The organism is Sphingobacterium tenebrionis, assembly GCF_037126265.1.
Taxonomy (GTDB): Bacteria; Bacteroidota; Bacteroidia; order Sphingobacteriales; family Sphingobacteriaceae; genus Sphingobacterium; species Sphingobacterium tenebrionis.
In genome coordinates, this window is sequence record NZ_JAYLLN010000001.1 from 34766 (window position 1) to 51306 (window position 16541).

Annotated in this window: 17 protein-coding genes; 13 read left to right on the top strand and 4 right to left on the bottom strand. The window is 42.2% G+C overall.

Annotated elements, in window-relative coordinates:
• Nucleotides 1-31: 31 nt before the first annotated feature.
• From lpxK to VJ786_RS00170, 4 genes are read right to left on the bottom strand one after another with little or no spacing between them, the layout of a single operon-like run.
• Nucleotides 32-1057, bottom strand: coding sequence for a tetraacyldisaccharide 4'-kinase (lpxK, locus tag VJ786_RS00155; RefSeq protein WP_134778354.1), 1026 nt, complete (start codon nt 1055-1057; stop codon nt 32-34).
• Nucleotides 1058-1059: 2 nt separating this feature from the next.
• Nucleotides 1060-1521 (bottom strand): gliding motility lipoprotein GldH, encoded by a 462-nt coding sequence (locus VJ786_RS00160; RefSeq protein WP_134778353.1) that lies wholly within the window; start codon nt 1519-1521, stop codon nt 1060-1062.
• An 11-nt stretch (nt 1522-1532) separates the two neighbouring features.
• The gene (locus VJ786_RS00165; RefSeq protein ID WP_209023083.1) at nt 1533-2963 is read right to left on the bottom strand and encodes a PSP1 domain-containing protein; all 1431 of its coding nucleotides are present in this window, start codon (nt 2961-2963) and stop codon (nt 1533-1535) included.
• A gap of 10 nt (nt 2964-2973) precedes the next feature.
• Nucleotides 2974-4116: a DNA polymerase III subunit gene (locus VJ786_RS00170; RefSeq protein WP_134778475.1), complete on the bottom strand. Its 1143-nt coding sequence runs from the start codon at nt 4114-4116 to the stop codon at nt 2974-2976.
• Nucleotides 4117-4245: 129 nt separating this feature from the next.
• Here VJ786_RS00170 and dnaN point away from each other — a divergent pair, with 129 nt between their 5' ends.
• The 13 genes from dnaN to VJ786_RS00235 all read left to right on the top strand — a co-directional run bounded on the left by dnaN (nt 4246) and on the right by VJ786_RS00235 (nt 16540).
• Nucleotides 4246-5367 carry a DNA polymerase III subunit beta gene (gene dnaN, locus VJ786_RS00175; protein ID WP_099365138.1) on the top strand — a complete coding sequence of 374 codons (1122 nt, stop codon included), beginning with the start codon at nt 4246-4248 and terminating at the stop codon, nt 5365-5367.
• A gap of 13 nt (nt 5368-5380) precedes the next feature.
• Nucleotides 5381-6037, top strand: a complete 657-nt coding sequence (locus VJ786_RS00180) for a DedA family protein (protein WP_099365137.1) — start codon at nt 5381-5383, stop codon at nt 6035-6037.
• 71 nt (nt 6038-6108) lie between these two features.
• A complete protein-coding gene (locus VJ786_RS00185) occupies nt 6109-6753 on the top strand; it encodes a DedA family protein (RefSeq protein ID WP_134778350.1) in 645 nt (214 codons plus the stop codon).
• A gap of 58 nt (nt 6754-6811) precedes the next feature.
• Complete coding sequence (locus tag VJ786_RS00190; RefSeq protein ID WP_245153247.1) at nt 6812-7384, top strand: CAP domain-containing protein; 573 nt, start codon at nt 6812-6814, stop codon at nt 7382-7384.
• 40 nt (nt 7385-7424) lie between these two features.
• Nucleotides 7425-8297 carry a YicC/YloC family endoribonuclease gene (locus VJ786_RS00195; RefSeq protein WP_336556972.1) on the top strand — a complete coding sequence of 291 codons (873 nt, stop codon included), beginning with the start codon at nt 7425-7427 and terminating at the stop codon, nt 8295-8297.
• 1 nt (nt 8298) lies between these two features.
• Nucleotides 8299-8868 (top strand): guanylate kinase, encoded by a 570-nt coding sequence (gene gmk / locus VJ786_RS00200; RefSeq protein WP_099365133.1) that lies wholly within the window; start codon nt 8299-8301, stop codon nt 8866-8868.
• A gap of 2 nt (nt 8869-8870) precedes the next feature.
• The gene (nadD, locus tag VJ786_RS00205) at nt 8871-9449 is read left to right on the top strand and encodes a nicotinate (nicotinamide) nucleotide adenylyltransferase (protein WP_134778347.1); all 579 of its coding nucleotides are present in this window, start codon (nt 8871-8873) and stop codon (nt 9447-9449) included.
• A 71-nt stretch (nt 9450-9520) separates the two neighbouring features.
• Nucleotides 9521-10300 carry a 5'/3'-nucleotidase SurE gene (gene surE / locus VJ786_RS00210; RefSeq protein ID WP_134778346.1) on the top strand — a complete coding sequence of 260 codons (780 nt, stop codon included), beginning with the start codon at nt 9521-9523 and terminating at the stop codon, nt 10298-10300.
• Nucleotides 10301-10618 (top strand): hypothetical protein, encoded by a 318-nt coding sequence (locus tag VJ786_RS00215; protein ID WP_134778345.1) that lies wholly within the window; start codon nt 10301-10303, stop codon nt 10616-10618.
• On the top strand, nt 10581-11450 hold the full coding sequence (locus tag VJ786_RS00220; RefSeq protein ID WP_134778344.1) for a 1,4-dihydroxy-6-naphtoate synthase: 870 nt from the start codon (nt 10581-10583) through the stop codon (nt 11448-11450). The genes VJ786_RS00215 and VJ786_RS00220 overlap by 38 nt, the downstream gene beginning before the upstream one ends.
• A gap of 129 nt (nt 11451-11579) precedes the next feature.
• The gene (gene secA, locus VJ786_RS00225; RefSeq protein WP_134778343.1) at nt 11580-14876 is read left to right on the top strand and encodes a preprotein translocase subunit SecA; all 3297 of its coding nucleotides are present in this window, start codon (nt 11580-11582) and stop codon (nt 14874-14876) included.
• A 5-nt stretch (nt 14877-14881) separates the two neighbouring features.
• Complete coding sequence (locus VJ786_RS00230) at nt 14882-15337, top strand: SPOR domain-containing protein (protein WP_099365128.1); 456 nt, start codon at nt 14882-14884, stop codon at nt 15335-15337.
• Nucleotides 15338-15349: 12 nt separating this feature from the next.
• A complete protein-coding gene (locus VJ786_RS00235; protein WP_099365127.1) occupies nt 15350-16540 on the top strand; it encodes a M20 metallopeptidase family protein in 1191 nt (396 codons plus the stop codon).
• Nucleotide 16541: the final 1 nt, after the last annotated feature.

The following is a 16541-nucleotide window of genomic DNA, read 5'->3' on the forward strand; positions in this document are numbered from 1 at the left end:
GTATCTAATATTTAGCCGTTTTTAACCTCTGTTAAGGTTCATTAACAGTCTTTTCCAATAATTGAAGGAATTCAGTCTCCTTATCGATCTGAAAAGTGATTGGAAGGTAATAAATAGGTAGGAAGGAAAGCTTCAACAGATCAAGCCGCTGGGCATCCTTTTCCGTGGTCAGGATGATCTTATTGTTGGAATCTAGGCCTTTATATTGCCGGATGATTTCCTTGTAATCCTGGTCCTTAAAATCATGGTGATCCTTAAAGACCATATGCACACGTTTTTTGGATGAATTGGAAAGCTCTTCCAATAAAGGTTTTGGATTCGCAATGCCGGTTATAAGGAGGATATCCACATCCTGCAATGAAAAGGGTTTTTCTAAAGGATTGGAAAGCCATACAGGTTCCAGGTATTGCAATTTGGAATAATAGATCGGCGCATTACTATATCGCCTGATCTTTTTTTCGATCCGCAATTTCTGCTCTTGGGAAACCTGTTCAGGACATTTGCTGATCAATACCACATCCGCCCTCTTAGTTTGGTTGAAGGTATCCCTGAAGTTTCCTGTAGGCAATAGGATGATCGGATTAAGAATGGAATGAAAGTCGAACAATAGGATATTGCATTTCGCGGTTATCTTTCGATGCTGGTAGGCATCATCCAGAATAATCAGGTCATGGTTCCTTTGCAACTTTTCGATGCCTTCGGCCCTATTTTCATCTACGGCTACCGTAATAGCCGGGAAATTCTTTTTAAACTGCAGGGGCTCATCCCCTACCATAGCCACATGATCATCTGGGCCAACCAAACGGAAACCTTTGGTTTTTCGGCCATATCCGCGGCTTAGGGTGGCCATTTTGTATTTATCGCTAAAGTATTGGATCAGGTATTGGGTGAGGGGGCTTTTTCCAGCGCCACCAATCGCTAAATTGCCGACGACGATGCTCCTAACAGCAAATTCCCTGGTTTTGAAAATACCAAGGTCATATAATTTGTTTCGGAGCCAAATTATGAGGGTATATAGGATGGTAACCGGAAATAATAACCACCTTAGCAATTGCATAATTATCTTTTTATGAGCTTGATCCCCACATCGTTGACACCTCGAAGGGGGTTCTCTGCCATGTTCTGTTCAAAAGAAAAACTATATTTTCCGGTATCCGGAAAGGAAAGACCTTCTTTTAACAGTTTGGTCTGTTCATAGAGATTGCCGGCGGATTTACCTATCCAGCGGCCATCTGGCTCCGCCAAACTGAATTCATACCGGGTGGACTTATTGGCCATCCCCGGTCCTTCTTCATGTAAAAATACATAAATGTTGGAAAAGGGATAGGACACCGCATGCCTCAAATTGATGTAAACATCGTATTGGGCATCCTTATCCGTTATCTGCACGGTATAGGCGGGTTTAAAATTGTAATCCCAACTGACGTTGGGAATTACTGTGTTTTTTTCATAGAAAGGAACATTTTCCTGGCAGGAAGCAAGGAAAATCATCGTAATAAAGAGCATGAATACTGCTTTCATCTTCAATGGAATTAACCTTCCTTATTCCCGTCCTGGTTTTTATTATTGTTCGGTTTTCTGTTCCGATTGTTCGGTCTTCTACGCGGTTTATTAGCATTTTCCGCAGAAGGATTCCCTTCCTTCGTATTCGAATCTTTAGGACCTTCCTTCGGATTTACCTCCTTAGGACCATCATTTCTCCTACGCTGATTTTGTTGCGCTCGCTGATCCGGTCGCTGGCGCTGTGCATTATCCTGCTGACCCTGACCCTGACCCTGTCTTTGACCGGCCTGCGCATTTTCACCAGTAGGTTTCTTTTTAGGTTTCTTTTTCTTCTTCCTACGGTTTTTATCATCCAAACGGGTAAGACTATCCTGGCCGACCACATTTTCGTAATCTGGCGCAGCTGCCTTAGGCTCTTCTACCTTTTCGGTATTGATCAATTCTGGTGCTTTCCGACCCTGAGCATTGATTTCGGCGATTTCCTTCACCCGATCTACAGGAAGTGGAATCCAACTTTCCGCATGCGGATAAGAGAACCACATGGTTTTCTTGAAGATATCGGTTTTTTGTAGGTAGGCCACACCAGCTACCGTTTCAATACGGTCTACATTGTTCGGGATATCCTTCAGGGCATCCATATAGCTATCCAACTCATAGTTCAAACAACATTTCAGTTTACCACATTGTCCGGCAAGCTTCAAGGTGTTCAACGAAAGGTTCTGGTACCTTGCTGCCGCTGTAGAAACGGTCTTGAAATCCGTTAGCCAGGTTGAACAACAAAGCTCGCGCCCACAAGATCCAATACCACCAAGGCGGCTGGCTTCCTGGCGCATACCAATCTGTCGCATCTCGATACGGATCCGAAACGCTTCGGCCATTCTTTTGATAAGTTCGCGGAAATCGACACGACCTTCTGCGGTATAGTAGAAGGTTGCCTTTGTCTTATCACCTTGGTAATCCACATCTGAAATCTTCATGGATAAACCCAGTTCCAGCGCTAAATTTCGCGCACGGTGCATGGTTTCCCATTCCAGATCTTTCGCCAGGTTATACTTAGCAATATCGTTCTCATTTACCTTTCGGTAAACTTTCTTCACGACATCTTCTGGTTTTACGTTGTTTTTCTTCAATTGAAGCCTTACCAACTCGCCGGTTGAGGCCACATGGCCAATGTCGTATCCCCCGGTATTGGGTTCTACGGCGACCATTTCGCCCATTTCTAAGTAGAGATTATCTGAATTCACATAAAACTCCTTTCTAGAGCCTTTAAAGCGAACTTCAACAATATCAAACGGTTTATAGTTGGAAGGAAGGTCCATATCGACCAACCAATCGTATATATCTAATTTATTACATCCGCTGGTCATACAAGTACCGTTGTTATTACAACCTGCAGGTACTGTACCTAATTTACTGCTGCTTCCGCAACCACCACCGGATGAGCAACTGCCACATCCCATATTTTGTATTTTATATATATTGAGTCCCCTGGGGGAACGTATTGTATTTAAATAATAAAACTAACTGCAAAGATAAATCTAAAAATAATATTTTAGGATTTGCATTTCTTTCCACAGAATAATGTGTTTTTTCCAGCATTTCGATAGCTGCTTCCAGTTTTTCCAAGCTGCTGATCTCGCTGAACTTCTGTACAAATTCCAATTCGGCATCCTTTAAAAAGACCAGATTGGGCATTCCTTGGTTTAAAAGCACGATCTGCCTTAGGACATTAATGCTATACACTAAGAACAATTTTTGGTTCTCACGGCCCAATTTACTGATCTCTTCCTCACAGATCTGGATGATGTTCAATCCGGAATCCGTTACGATAAACCTGAACCATCGGATCAATAGATCGAAATTGGTATTGTCTTCCTCGTGCAATTGTTCGAAAGCGGATTGCATGTTCCCATCAGCAATAAAAGCGATCTCGTTCGCCCGTGATGGGTCAATCCTTTTTTCGTTGATCAGGTATTCCGCGATATCCTCTTGGGGCAATTTGTTCACTTTGACCAATTGCGTCCTGGAGATAATGGTATTCAAAATCTTATCTTGGTTTTCTGCCACCAACAAGAACAAGGTCTTTTCTGGTGGTTCCTCGATAAGTTTTAAGAGTGCATTTCCCTGGGTATCCAAGTATTCGGGCAGCCACATGACCAAGACCTTATATTCGGCCTCAAAAGACTTAAGGCTTAATTTTTTGATGATGGAATGGGCTTCCGCAATATTGATGTTCGCCTGTTTGTTCTCGGCTTCCAATTGGTTCCTCCAGTAGCTAAGCCCCATATAAGGGTTCGCCAGAAAAGCTGCACGCCAATCTTCCATATAGGTGCTAGCGGTTTCTTCGGATTTTTTAGCAAAGAATGGATAAGAAAAGTGAAGATCCGGATGGATCAGTTTTTCATATTTCAAGCAGGAGGCACATGTACCACAGCTATCAGATGCGGATCTGTTTTCGCAATTGATATATTGGGCATAGGCCACGGCAAGAGGGAGTGCACCGGAACCTTCGGGGCCTAAAAATAACTGCGCATGACTCACTCGATTCTCCTGAACCGTCGCGATCAATTGTTGCTTTAGTGCATCATGTCCTATTATTTTCTCCAACTGCATACCTGATTGCACAAATGTACAAATTTAAACCCGTTGCTTTTTAAGAATGTCCCTCTTATATCGAATTAGGATTGTAATTATTTAGATTCTTTTACGTATTATTGCATATAAAAATCTATTAAAACAGAAATGAGATTTATTGTATCCACCTCTATATTACTCAAACAATTACAAGCTATTAGTGGGGCTTCCAGTTCAAGCACCGTATTACCGATTCTGGAGAATTTCCTATTTGAAATAAAAGACAATATCCTGACGATTTCGGCTACGGATCTACAAACCAGTATGGTTACGAATCTTCAGATCGAGGCGAAAGAAGAAGGTCGCGTGGCGATGCCTTCCAAAATCTTGATCGAGACTTTAAAAACCCTACCGGATCAGCCGGTCGCTTTTTCGGTGGATACCAATACCTTGGCGATTGAGATCTCTGCTGGAGATGGTAAATATAAATTGAGTGGAGAAAATGCGGATGATTTTCCAAAAATTCCTGTGGTAGACAATATTTCTACGGTAAATATTCCAGCGGGAACTTTATTGGAGGCCATCAATAAAACCATTTTTGCGGTAAGTAATGATGAATTGCGTCCTGCGATGTCGGGTGTTCTGGTTCAATTGGCTGAACAATCGACTACCTTCGTGGCAACGGATGCGCATAAATTGGTGAGATACCGTCGTACAGATGTTACGGCAGAAAAAGCGACTTCCATTATCCTTCCAAAGAAAGCCCTTTCGCTATTGAAATCATCTTTACCAGCTGATGATGTGAATGTTTCTATTGAATATAACAATACGAATGCTTTCTTTCAGTTCGGAAATATCAACCTGATCTGTCGTTTGATCGATGAGCGTTATCCGGATTACGAAGCGGTAATTCCTCGTTTGAACCCTAATAAATTGACCGTAGATCGTTCTTTGTTCCTGAATACCCTTCGTCGTGTGGTGATTTTTGCGAACAAAACCACGCATCAGGTTCGTTTGAAGATCAATGGCAGTGAATTGCATATCTCTGCAGAGGATCTGGACTTTTCGAATGAAGCCCACGAGCGTTTAAGCTGCCAATTTGAGGGTGAAGACATGGAGATCGGATTCAATGCGAAATTCTTGGTGGAGATGTTGAACAATCTTTCCTGCGAAGAAGTTGTTTTGGAAATGAGCACGCCAAACCGTGCAGGGCTATTGGTGCCAGCGGTTAAGGAAGAGCATGAGGATATTTTGATGTTGGTGATGCCAGTGATGTTGAACAATATTTAATTAGCAGAAGACCTTGGATTTTATATACGCGATTATTGACTTTATTCTCCACATTGATGACCATTTGGTGGAGATTGTCAACAACTATCAGACCTGGACCTACCTGATCCTATTTTTAATCATCTTTGCGGAAACGGGATTGGTGGTTACTCCATTCCTTCCTGGGGATTCCTTGTTGTTCGCAACAGGTGCCATCATTGCGAAACCGGAAACGGATCTGAATGTATTTGTGATGTGGATACTGTTGATGGTGGCGGGAATTATCGGAGATATGGTCAATTATCATATTGGAAAATACATTGGTCCAAAAGCCTTCAGCGGAAAATATAAGTTCCTGAAAAAGGAATATTTAGAGAAAACGGAGAAATTCTATGAGAAATATGGTGGCAAGACGATCATTTATGCGCGTTTTGTGCCCATCATCCGAACTTTTGCGCCATTTGTGGCTGGAGTAGGATCGATGTCTTATGCGAAATTTGCCTCTTATAATGTTATCGGAGCGATCCTTTGGGTTACCTCCTTTTTATTCATCGGTTATTTCTTTGGTGGATTGCCTATTATTAAAGACAACTTTACCATCGTGATATTTGCTATTATATTCTTATCCATGCTGCCTCCGATCATTGAGGTGGTAAAGGAAAAATATGGAAAAAAGAAGGAAGCTCAATAAGCTTCCTTTTTTGTTTTAATGGCTTGGTAATTGGTGCAATTGTTGTGTAGGTAATACTACTTTTTACTATTATGGAATTCATATCTGCCCTCATTGATTTTATTCTTCATATCGATAAACACCTGATCCAAATCACACAAGAATATCAGGCTTGGACCTATCTTATTTTATTCCTGATCATATTTGCAGAAACGGGTCTGGTGGTGACACCATTTTTACCGGGAGATTCCGTTCTATTTGCGATGGGCGCTTTGATCGCAAAACCGGAGACCAACCTGAGTTTAGGGATCATGATCCTGCTGTTGATATTCGCAGCCATTTTAGGGGATTTTGTGAACTATGAAATAGGGAAGCATTTTGGAAGCCGGGTGTTCAAGCCGGGCTCTAAAATATTTAAACCCGCTTATTTGGAGAAAACGCAGCAATTTTATGAGAAGTATGGTCTGGAAACCATTATCTATGCCCGTTTTGTTCCGATCGTGCGCACATTCGCTCCGTTTGTGGCAGGTATAGTCAGGATGCCTTATCGCAAATTTGGGCTATACAATATTGTGGGCGGTATATTATGGGTATCTCTATTTCTTATTGGAGGATATTTTTTCGGTCAGATTCCACTGGTGAAGAATAATTTTTCCATTGTTGTCCTGTTGATCATCCTGATATCCCTCTTACCGGCTATTATCGAGATCTTCTGGAATAAGAAAACAGCTTCCTAATTCCTTTTTGAATTAAACGCTTCGTTTGCAAAACAGTCTTTATAGAAAATACATGCCTATGCGATTCGTTTTACTTGCACTCCTATTGTGGGTGAACCCTATTTTTGCCCAGAAATCCATTAAGACCGACCGTCGGGAAGCGAAGAAGGCTTTTGAATACCTGAATGATTTCCGAAGTAATCCGGACCGGTATGCAAGGGATTTGGGAATATCCAGATTAAAGAACGTGACTCGGACGAGGTTGGTCTGGAACGATCGATTGGCAAAAGTGGCGGAGGCTAGGGCATACGATATGGCCAAGCGGAATTATTTTGACCATGTGGATCCGGATGGTTATGGCCCGAACTACCATATTCATCAAGGAGGCTACAGCCTGAATCCGGATTGGTTGAAGAAGCGGCGGGATAATAGTTTTGAGTCTATTGGGGCCAATCATGAAACGGCCGTAGATGTGATCAAGTCTTTTATTATCGGTAGAGGGTCTCCGGGTTTCATGCATAGAAAACATGTGTTGGGCATGACGGATTGGTATGGATCTTTGAAGGATATCGGGATAGGTTTTGTCCGCGTTCCGAAAGGGTCTACCTATAAAACCTATATGGTGGTACTGATCGCCAAACATGATTGGTAATTAAGAAAAAACTTTAGGCTAAGATTTTATACCTTTGCATATGATAAAATCGATGACAGGTTATGGTATGGGAACCGCTGAGAATGGTTCTGTAAAATATACCGTAGAAATAAAATCGCTAAATTCTAAATTTTTAGAGCTTAATCTGCGTTTACCGAAAGCGGTTTCCGACAAGGAACTATTCCTTCGTGGGGAATGCAGCAAATTGATCGAACGCGGAAAAGTGAACATCAGTGTTTCTACTGAATATGTAGACCAAACCGCCAAGGCAGCTAGCATCAATGCCGATTTACTCAAAGAATATTACCAACAATTACAGCAGATCGCTTTTCAATTGGGCGATAGCAAAGCGAACATGTTTGAACTTGCCTTGAATATGCCGGAGGTGATCAGCAACAACGATGAGGTGGATGAGGAAGAGGGAAAAGTGCTGGTAACAGCTTTCCATGCTGCCGTAAAACAATTCAATAATTTCCGTGAAGACGAAGGTGTTGTGCTTAAAGTAGACTTGGCGCATCGTGTGGAATTGATTTTATCTCACCTGACCGAAGTTGAATCCGTTGAAGGAAGCCGTATCCCATTGATTCGCGAACGCATCAACCAATATATGGAAGAAGCGGTTGGGAAAGAAAATGTGGATATGAACCGTTTCGAGCAGGAATTGGTATTTTACATCGAAAAACTGGATATTACGGAAGAAAAAGTAAGGCTGCGCAGCCATTGCAACTATTTTATCCAAGCCTTGAATTCCAATGATTCCAATGGTAAAAAATTAGGGTTTATTTCGCAGGAAATGGGCCGTGAGATCAATACCTTGGGTTCAAAAGCGAATAATGCGCAGATCCAGCAGATCGTGGTAAAGATGAAGGATGAGCTGGAAAAAATCAAAGAACAATTATTAAACGTTTTATAGCATGAGCGGGAAGCTATTGATATTCTCTGCCCCTTCTGGCGCAGGAAAAACCACTATCGTAAAAAGATTACTGGAAAAACATGGCGATAAGATCTCATTTTCCATTTCGGCAAGTACGAGAGCACCTCGTGGGCAGGAAGAAAATGGGGTGGATTATTACTTCATCTCTACCGATGATTTCTTGCATAAGGTAGCGAAGCATGAGTTCATTGAATTTGAGGAAGTTTATTCGGGCACATTTTACGGCACTCTACGTTCTGAAGTTGAGCGAATTTGGGATGCTGGGAAACATGTTATTTTTGATATCGATGTAGTGGGTGGTTTGCGCTTGAAGTCTAAATTCCCGGATCAGGCATTGTCGATATTTGTGAATCCACCTTCCTTGGAGGTCTTGAAAGAGCGTTTGAAGGGCAGAGGGACGGATTCGGAGGAAAAGCTGCAGGAACGTTTTGCGAAAGCGGAATTGGAGTTGTCCTATGCGGATAAATTTGATGTGATCTTGCAGAACAATGATCTGGAGACCGCTTGTGCGGAGGCCGAGCGATTGGTGTTGGATTTCATTAATTCATAAGTATGGCAAATAAGGTTGGATTGTTTTTTGGTTCATTCAACCCCATTCATATTGGGCATCTGATCATTGCCAACTATATGGCGAATTATACTTCTTTGGATGAGGTTTGGTTTGTGGTCTCGCCACAGAACCCTTTCAAGGATAAAAAGAGCTTAGGGAATATCTATGATCGTTTGGAAATGGTAAATCTGGCCATTGAAGGCGCGGATAACCTGAAAGCGAGTGATATTGAGTTCCATTTGCCTCAACCTTCCTATACGATTGATACCTTGGTTCATTTAGCGGAGAAATTTCCGACGAAGGAGTTTGTGTTGATCATGGGTGAGGATAACCTACAGGGATTCCATAAATGGAAGAATGCCGAAGTGATCTTGAGGGATTATAAAATTATTGTTTATCCAAGGCCGGGTTATGATGGTGGTGCATTGAAGAGCCATGCATCTGTCACAATGACCGAAACACCTGTCATGGAACTGTCATCTACTTTTTTGAGGCAGGCGATTAAGGAGAAAAAATCGATTAAGTTTTATACGCCGGATGCGGTGATTGATTTTATTGATAAGAAGGGATTGTATTCTTAAAAATATTAGTAATTTAATATAAGGTTGATTTCGGAAGGAATCAACCTTTTGTTTTTTTCTTAACTTCGCATATGACAAAAAAGAAACCTACCATCTTGGTAGTTAACGATGATGGCATCACGGCTCCTGGCATCAAGGTGCTATTGGAAGTGATGCAGGAATTGGGAGAAGTGGTGGTTGTGGCGCCTGATAGCCCACAATCGGGAATGGGACATGCCATTACCATTGGCAAGCCGCTTCGATTGGATAAAATCGACCTATATCCTGGAGTAGAAATGTATAAATGCTCCGGTACACCTGTAGACTGTGTTAAACTTGCTGTTAACAAGATATTCAAGGGAAAAAAACCTGACCTATGTGTATCGGGAATCAACCATGGGCTTAACTATTCCATCAATGTTCTTTATTCCGGAACGATGTCTGCTGCGGTAGAGGGGGCAATAGAAGGGATTCCATCGGTTGGCTATTCGCTAGATGATTTCGCCTACAATGCCGATTTTTCCCATACAAGACCTTACGTAAAAGCAATAGCGATGCAGGTTTTGGAACATGGACTCCCTAAAAACAGTCTACTGAACGTGAATTTCCCTAATGTGAAAAAGGAAATAAAGGGCATAAAAGTATGTCGGCAAGCAAATGCCAAGTGGTTTGAGGAGTTTGATGAGCGCCTAGACCCTTACCAAAGGGAATATTTCTGGATGACGGGTAAGTTTGATCTACAGGATCGAGGCGAAGATACCGATGCTTATGCCATCAACAATGGTTTTGTTTCGATCGTTCCTACGCAATTTGATATGACGGCACACCATGTGATTCCGGAGTTGAATTCATGGAGTTTTGATATTAAATAGATGAAGAATAATTTATTGATCGGCTTTGTGCTGGGCTTAATTTTTCCGGTCTTGGCCTTTTTTCTGACCAAGCATACGGATGTTCAGATGCAGCTTTTCCCCGATAAGCCAACAGGATTGTATGTTATTGCGGGAGCCATCAACCTGATGAGCTGTTATGTTTGCTATAAAAAAGGATTGGATAAAGTTGGAAACGGTTTTGTGTTGGCTACCTTTCTAGGCATGTTGCTGATGGTCTTCAGCAAAACCTTGTTCATTCCAACGGAAAAAGATGAAGAATATGGAATTAACATTAGGGTTTTCACCCTGTCCGAATGATACGTTTATATTTGATGCGTTGATCCACAATAAGATAGCTTGTGATGATCTGTCGTTTCACGTGGAATATCATGATGTGGAGACCTTGAATGAAAAGGCTTTCCGTGGAGAGTTGGATATCACCAAGTTGAGCTACCATGCATTTGCTTATGCCACAGAGGATTATGAACTTTTGGACGCGGGAAGTGCTTTAGGCTTTGGTGTTGGACCTTTGTTGATCAGCAAGGATCCTGCTTTGGCCGAAGAGCTGCGTGCTTATGCCGGCAAACCTCTTCCAGAACACTTTCTTGGGCTGAAAGTGGGCATTCCTGGAAAATATACTACAGCCAATTTCTTATTAGGATTGGCCTATCCGGAGCTGACCAATAAGCAGGAAATGGTTTTTTCGGATATTGAAAAATCTGTTCTGGATGGTTCTATCGATATTGGCCTGATCATACACGAAAATAGGTTCACTTATATGGATCGTGGGCTGTACAAAATCCAGGATCTTGGCGATTATTGGGAGAAAACAACTGGCTCCCCGATTCCATTGGGAGGTATTGTGATCAAAAGATCATTGCCTGAGGAGGTAAAGCTCCAGGTGAATCGGTTATTAAGGGAAAGTGTGGCTTTTGCATTTGCCAACCCCAAATCAGGGATTGACTATATCCGTTCTCATGCGCAGGAAATGGATGAAGCCGTGATGTACAAGCACATCGAACTGTATGTGAACAAATATTCAGAGGATCTTGGAGAAGAGGGTAAAAAAGCTGTAATTGAATTGTTTGAACAGGCTAGGGCCAACAATTTAATTCCTTCGAGCACTAAAAGTATATTTTTAGTAAAATAATTGATAAAAAAGGTTTTGGGTTTTGTTAGTTATCAACCTTAATAACTAAATTTGCCCGATTAGTGTCAAAATGTCTGCATCTTTTGTTTGGAGTCATTATTGTACAAGCGATTACAGAAATAAAAAATTATGTTAAAGTTTTTAAGTAAATTATTCGGTAGTAAGTCTGAGCGAGATATCAAGGCTATCATGCCTTTAGTAAATAAAATCAAGGAAGAGTATGAGAAATTGGCTGGCTTATCACATGATGAGCTTCGTGCGAAAACTCAAGATTTTAAAAATAGAATCAGCGCTTACTTGCAAGACATAGATAATGAAATCGCAGATTTAAAAAAGAATGCAGACTCGACAGAGGATATGGAAGAAAAAACTTCCATATACGATAAGATCGATAAATTAACAAAAGACCGTGATAAAAAGCTTGAGGAAGTATTGTTAGAGATATTGCCTGAAGCTTTTGCTGTTGTTAAGGATACGGCTCGCCGTTTTACCGTAAACAAGGCAATCGAAGTTACGGCTTCTGATTTTGATAGAGAAATTGCTGCCCGCAAACCGAACGTGACCATCAATGGCGATAAAGCTGTTTGGCAGAACTCTTGGTTAGCGGCAGGAACCGAGGTAACCTGGAACATGATCCACTACGACGTACAGTTGATCGGTGGTATTGTGTTGCACCAAGGAAAGATCGCGGAGATGTCTACGGGTGAGGGTAAAACCTTGGTAGGAACACTACCAACCTATTTGAATGCATTGGCTGGTCAAGGTATCCACATCGTAACGGTGAATGATTACTTGGCACGTCGTGACTCGGAGTGGAACGGACCAATCTTTGAATTCCACGGAATGAGTGTGGATTGTATCGACAAGCACCAACCGAACTCCCCACAACGTCGTCAAGCCTACCTAAGCGATATCGTTTATGGTACGAACAACGAATTTGGTTTCGATTATCTACGTGATAACATGACCAATACGAAAGAAGCCATGGTTCAACGTAAATTGCACTTTGCGATGATCGATGAGGTGGATTCGGTATTGATCGATGACGCGCGTACGCCTTTGATCATTTCTGGTCCTATCCCAATGGGCGACCAACATGAATTCCATCAGTTGAAACCAAGGATCGAACGTTTGGTAAATGCACAGAAAGCATACATCAACACAGTATTGAACGAAGCGAAGAAAGCGATTGCAGCTGGAGATACGGATGTGGAGAAAGGTGGTTTAGCTTTATTACGTGCTTACCGTGGTTTGCCAAAGAACAAAGCGTTGATCAAATTCCTATCCGAAAGTAATCACCGTCAGGTATTGCAGAAGGTAGAGAACTACTATATGCAAGAGCAGAACCGCCAGATGCCTAAAGCTGATGCGGAATTGTTCTTTGTAATCGATGAGAAAAACAACCAAGTAGAACTTACGGAGAAAGGTATTGAACTGATCACGGCTACAGGTGAGGATCCAAGCTTCTTCATTCTACCGGATGTAGGTTCGGAGATTGCAGAAATCGAGAAAATGGATGTTGCTTTGGAAGAGAAAGCCGCTAAAAAAGAAGAGTTGATGCGTGATTATTCCATCAAATCGGAGCGTATCCATTCGATTAACCAACTTTTAAAAGCGTATACCCTATTCGAACGCGATGACCAATACATCGTGGATGAAGGTAAGGTGAAGATCGTTGATGAGCAGACCGGTCGTATCATGGATGGCCGTCGTTATTCTGACGGATTGCACCAAGCGATCGAGGCTAAGGAAAACGTGAAGGTAGAAGATGCTACGCAGACCTATGCAACGATTACCCTTCAAAACTACTTCCGTATGTACCACAAATTATCAGGTATGACGGGTACCGCTTCTACAGAAGCTGGTGAGTTATGGGAAATCTACAAGCTAGATGTTGTTGAAATTCCAACAAATAAACCAATTCAACGTGATGACCGTCAAGATTTCATCTACCGTACAGCACGTGAAAAATATAATGCCGTAGCGCAAGAGATCCAAAAATTGACAGAAGAGCATAGACCAGTATTGGTGGGTACTACTTCGGTTGAGATTTCGGAATTATTAAGCCGTATGTTGAAATTACGTGGTATCAAGCACAATGTCTTGAACGCGAAATTGCACCAGAAAGAGGCTGATATCGTTGCGGAAGCGGGACGTCCGGGACAAGTAACGATTGCTACCAACATGGCGGGTCGTGGTACGGATATTAAGCTTATTGAAGAAGTTATCAATGTGGGTGGTTTAGCGATCATCGGTACAGAGCGCCATGAGTCTCGTCGTGTTGACCGTCAGTTAAGAGGTCGTGCGGGCCGTCAAGGAGATCCGGGTTCTTCCCAATTCTTTGTTTCCTTGGAAGATCCATTGATGCGTTTATTTGCATCGGAGCGTATTTCGAACCTGATGGTTAAAATGGGTGTTGAAGAAGGCGAAGTAATGCAACATAGCATGTTGACCAAATCTATCGAACGTGCGCAACGTAAGGTAGAGGAGAACAACTTCGGTATTCGTAAGCGTCTATTGGAATATGATGACGTGATGAACTCCCAACGTTCTGTAATCTATACCAAACGGAAGAATGCTTTATTTGGAGAGCGTTTAGACGTGGATTTGAACAATACCATCTATGATGTTGTTGAAGATGTGGTATTACAGGCGAAAGAAGATAATTCTTACGATGAGTTCCAAATTGAGGTGATCCGTATTTTTGCGGTTAACCCAGAAATCTCCCAAGAAGAATTCAGCAGCAGCACAGCGAACAGCTTGGTAGAGAAACTGTTTGATCAGGTTATCAATTTCTATCACCGTAAATCGGAGCAAGTGGCTACACAGACCTTGCCTGTGTTGACCAATGTGCTTGCTGAGCGTGGTGGAATGATCGAAAATATTATAATTCCATTTACAGATGGTATTCGTGGCATCCAAGTTGCTACAAATTTGGTTAAAGCTGTAGAAACTGAGGGTAAAGAAGTTTTCAAATCATTTGAAAAGGGAATTGTGTTGGCATTGATCGATGAGGCTTGGAAAGAGCACTTACGTGAGATGGATGATTTAAAACAATCTGTTCAGAATGCGGTTTATGAACAAAAGGATCCGATCATTATTTATAAGATGGAAGCCTATAACTTGTTCAAAACCATGTTAGCAGGTATGAACAAAGATATCGTCAGCTTCTTGTTCAAAGGAGAAATCCCTGGACAGGAGCAACAACCGCAGAACATTCAGGCAGCACGCCCAGAGCAAAAGGTAAAAGTAGTGGAATCTAAAGCGGAAATCAGCTCTCCGACTGGTGTTAGTGAAGAGGATCTGAATACTCAGGAGCCTCAGGTAACTCAGCCGATCCGTAAAGAGCAAGCGATTGGAAGAAACGACGAATGTCCTTGTGGTTCTGGTCAGAAATATAAGAACTGTCACGGAAAACAAGCATAAATAAAATGATTAATAAAGGATTTATTGTAGGTTGCATCATCTTATTGTCTACACAGATTACGAAGGCACAGGATGGAAAAGTAGAGGTAGTAAAGGACACATTGATTAGCCTATTACAAGACTTCAGAGCATTTCATGCAATAAATCCAACTGCTTCTAAAGCACCAGTAAGTTTGGAACCTAAAATCTTGGACAAATCGAAGGCACGCCGGGTGAAAGTGCGAGGTTTTAGGGTACAGATTTATTCTGGTGGTAATAGGAATGAAGCAACCAATGTTCAGAATAGCTTTATTCGCCAAAACCCTGATATGAACGCTTATCTTGATTACGTGGAACCGAATTACAGGGTAAAAGTTGGTGATTTTACCAGCCGTTCTGAAGCTACAGCATACATGAGACGTCTTCGTGGTACATACAGCAATGTATTTGTATTTGTAGAGGATGTCTGGACGTGGCAATAGTGGAGGAAAATCATGTCATCAATCAAATCCAGGATTCAAGAGCTAGCGCAATCCTATTTTCAAGATACGGTCAATAACCGTAGGTTTCTACACCAAAATCCAGAACTTTCTTTTGAGGAATACCAAACATCTGCCTTTGTAAAAAGGGTTTTGGATGATTTGCAGATCCCTTATGAATCCATGGCAAACACGGGAGTGGTGGCCTTGATAAAAGGTGATTTACCGTCTGACAAGGTATTGGCCTTGCGTGCGGACATGGACGCTCTACCGATCACCGAGGTAGAAGGACGCAGCTATGGTTCACAGAACATTGGCGTAATGCATGCCTGTGGGCATGATGTGCACACTTCTTCCCTATTGGGTGTTGCGAAGATTTTATCAAGTTTAAGAGGTGACTTTGGAGGAACGGTCAAACTGATTTTCCAACCTGGAGAAGAACGTTTGCCGGGAGGAGCTTCCCTGATGATCAAAGAAGGGGTATTGCAGAACCCAAGCCCTCAAGGTATTGTTGGTCAGCATGTGATGCCTTTCATCGAGGCAGGTAAAGTTGGCTTTCGATCCGGTAAATATATGGCCTCCTGCGATGAGTTGTTCATGACGGTTCGCGGAAAAGGTGGTCATGGCGCTCAACCCCATCAAAATATCGATCCAATTGCGATAACCGCACAAATCATCACGGCTATGCAGCAGATTGTTAGCCGCAATGCCGATCCACGTACGCCTTCGGTTTTATCCTGGGGTAAGATCGTGGGTAATGGCGCTACGAACGTTATTCCAGATGAGGTTTACTTGGAAGGAACGTTTCGTACGTTTGATGAGGCTTGGCGTGCAGATGCGCATGAGAAGATGCTGAAGATGGCGGTAGGTATTGCAGAAAGTATGGGTGCAAGTTGTGATTTTGAGGTACGTAAGGGCTATCCTTTCTTGATCAATGAACCGGTTATTACGGAAAAGGCACGTTCTTATGCCGTTGAATATTTAGGAGCAGATAACGTGTTGGAACTGGATCTATGGCCTGCAGCGGAGGATTTTGCCTATTATTCTCAGGAAACCAATGCCTGCTTCTATCGATTGGGTACTGGAAATGTAGAAAAAGGAATCAATTCAGCGGTGCATACCCCGACATTTGATATCGATGAAGAAGCATTGAAAACCAGTATTGGTTTAATGTCTTATATTGCTGTTTCCTATTTAGCGGATTAGG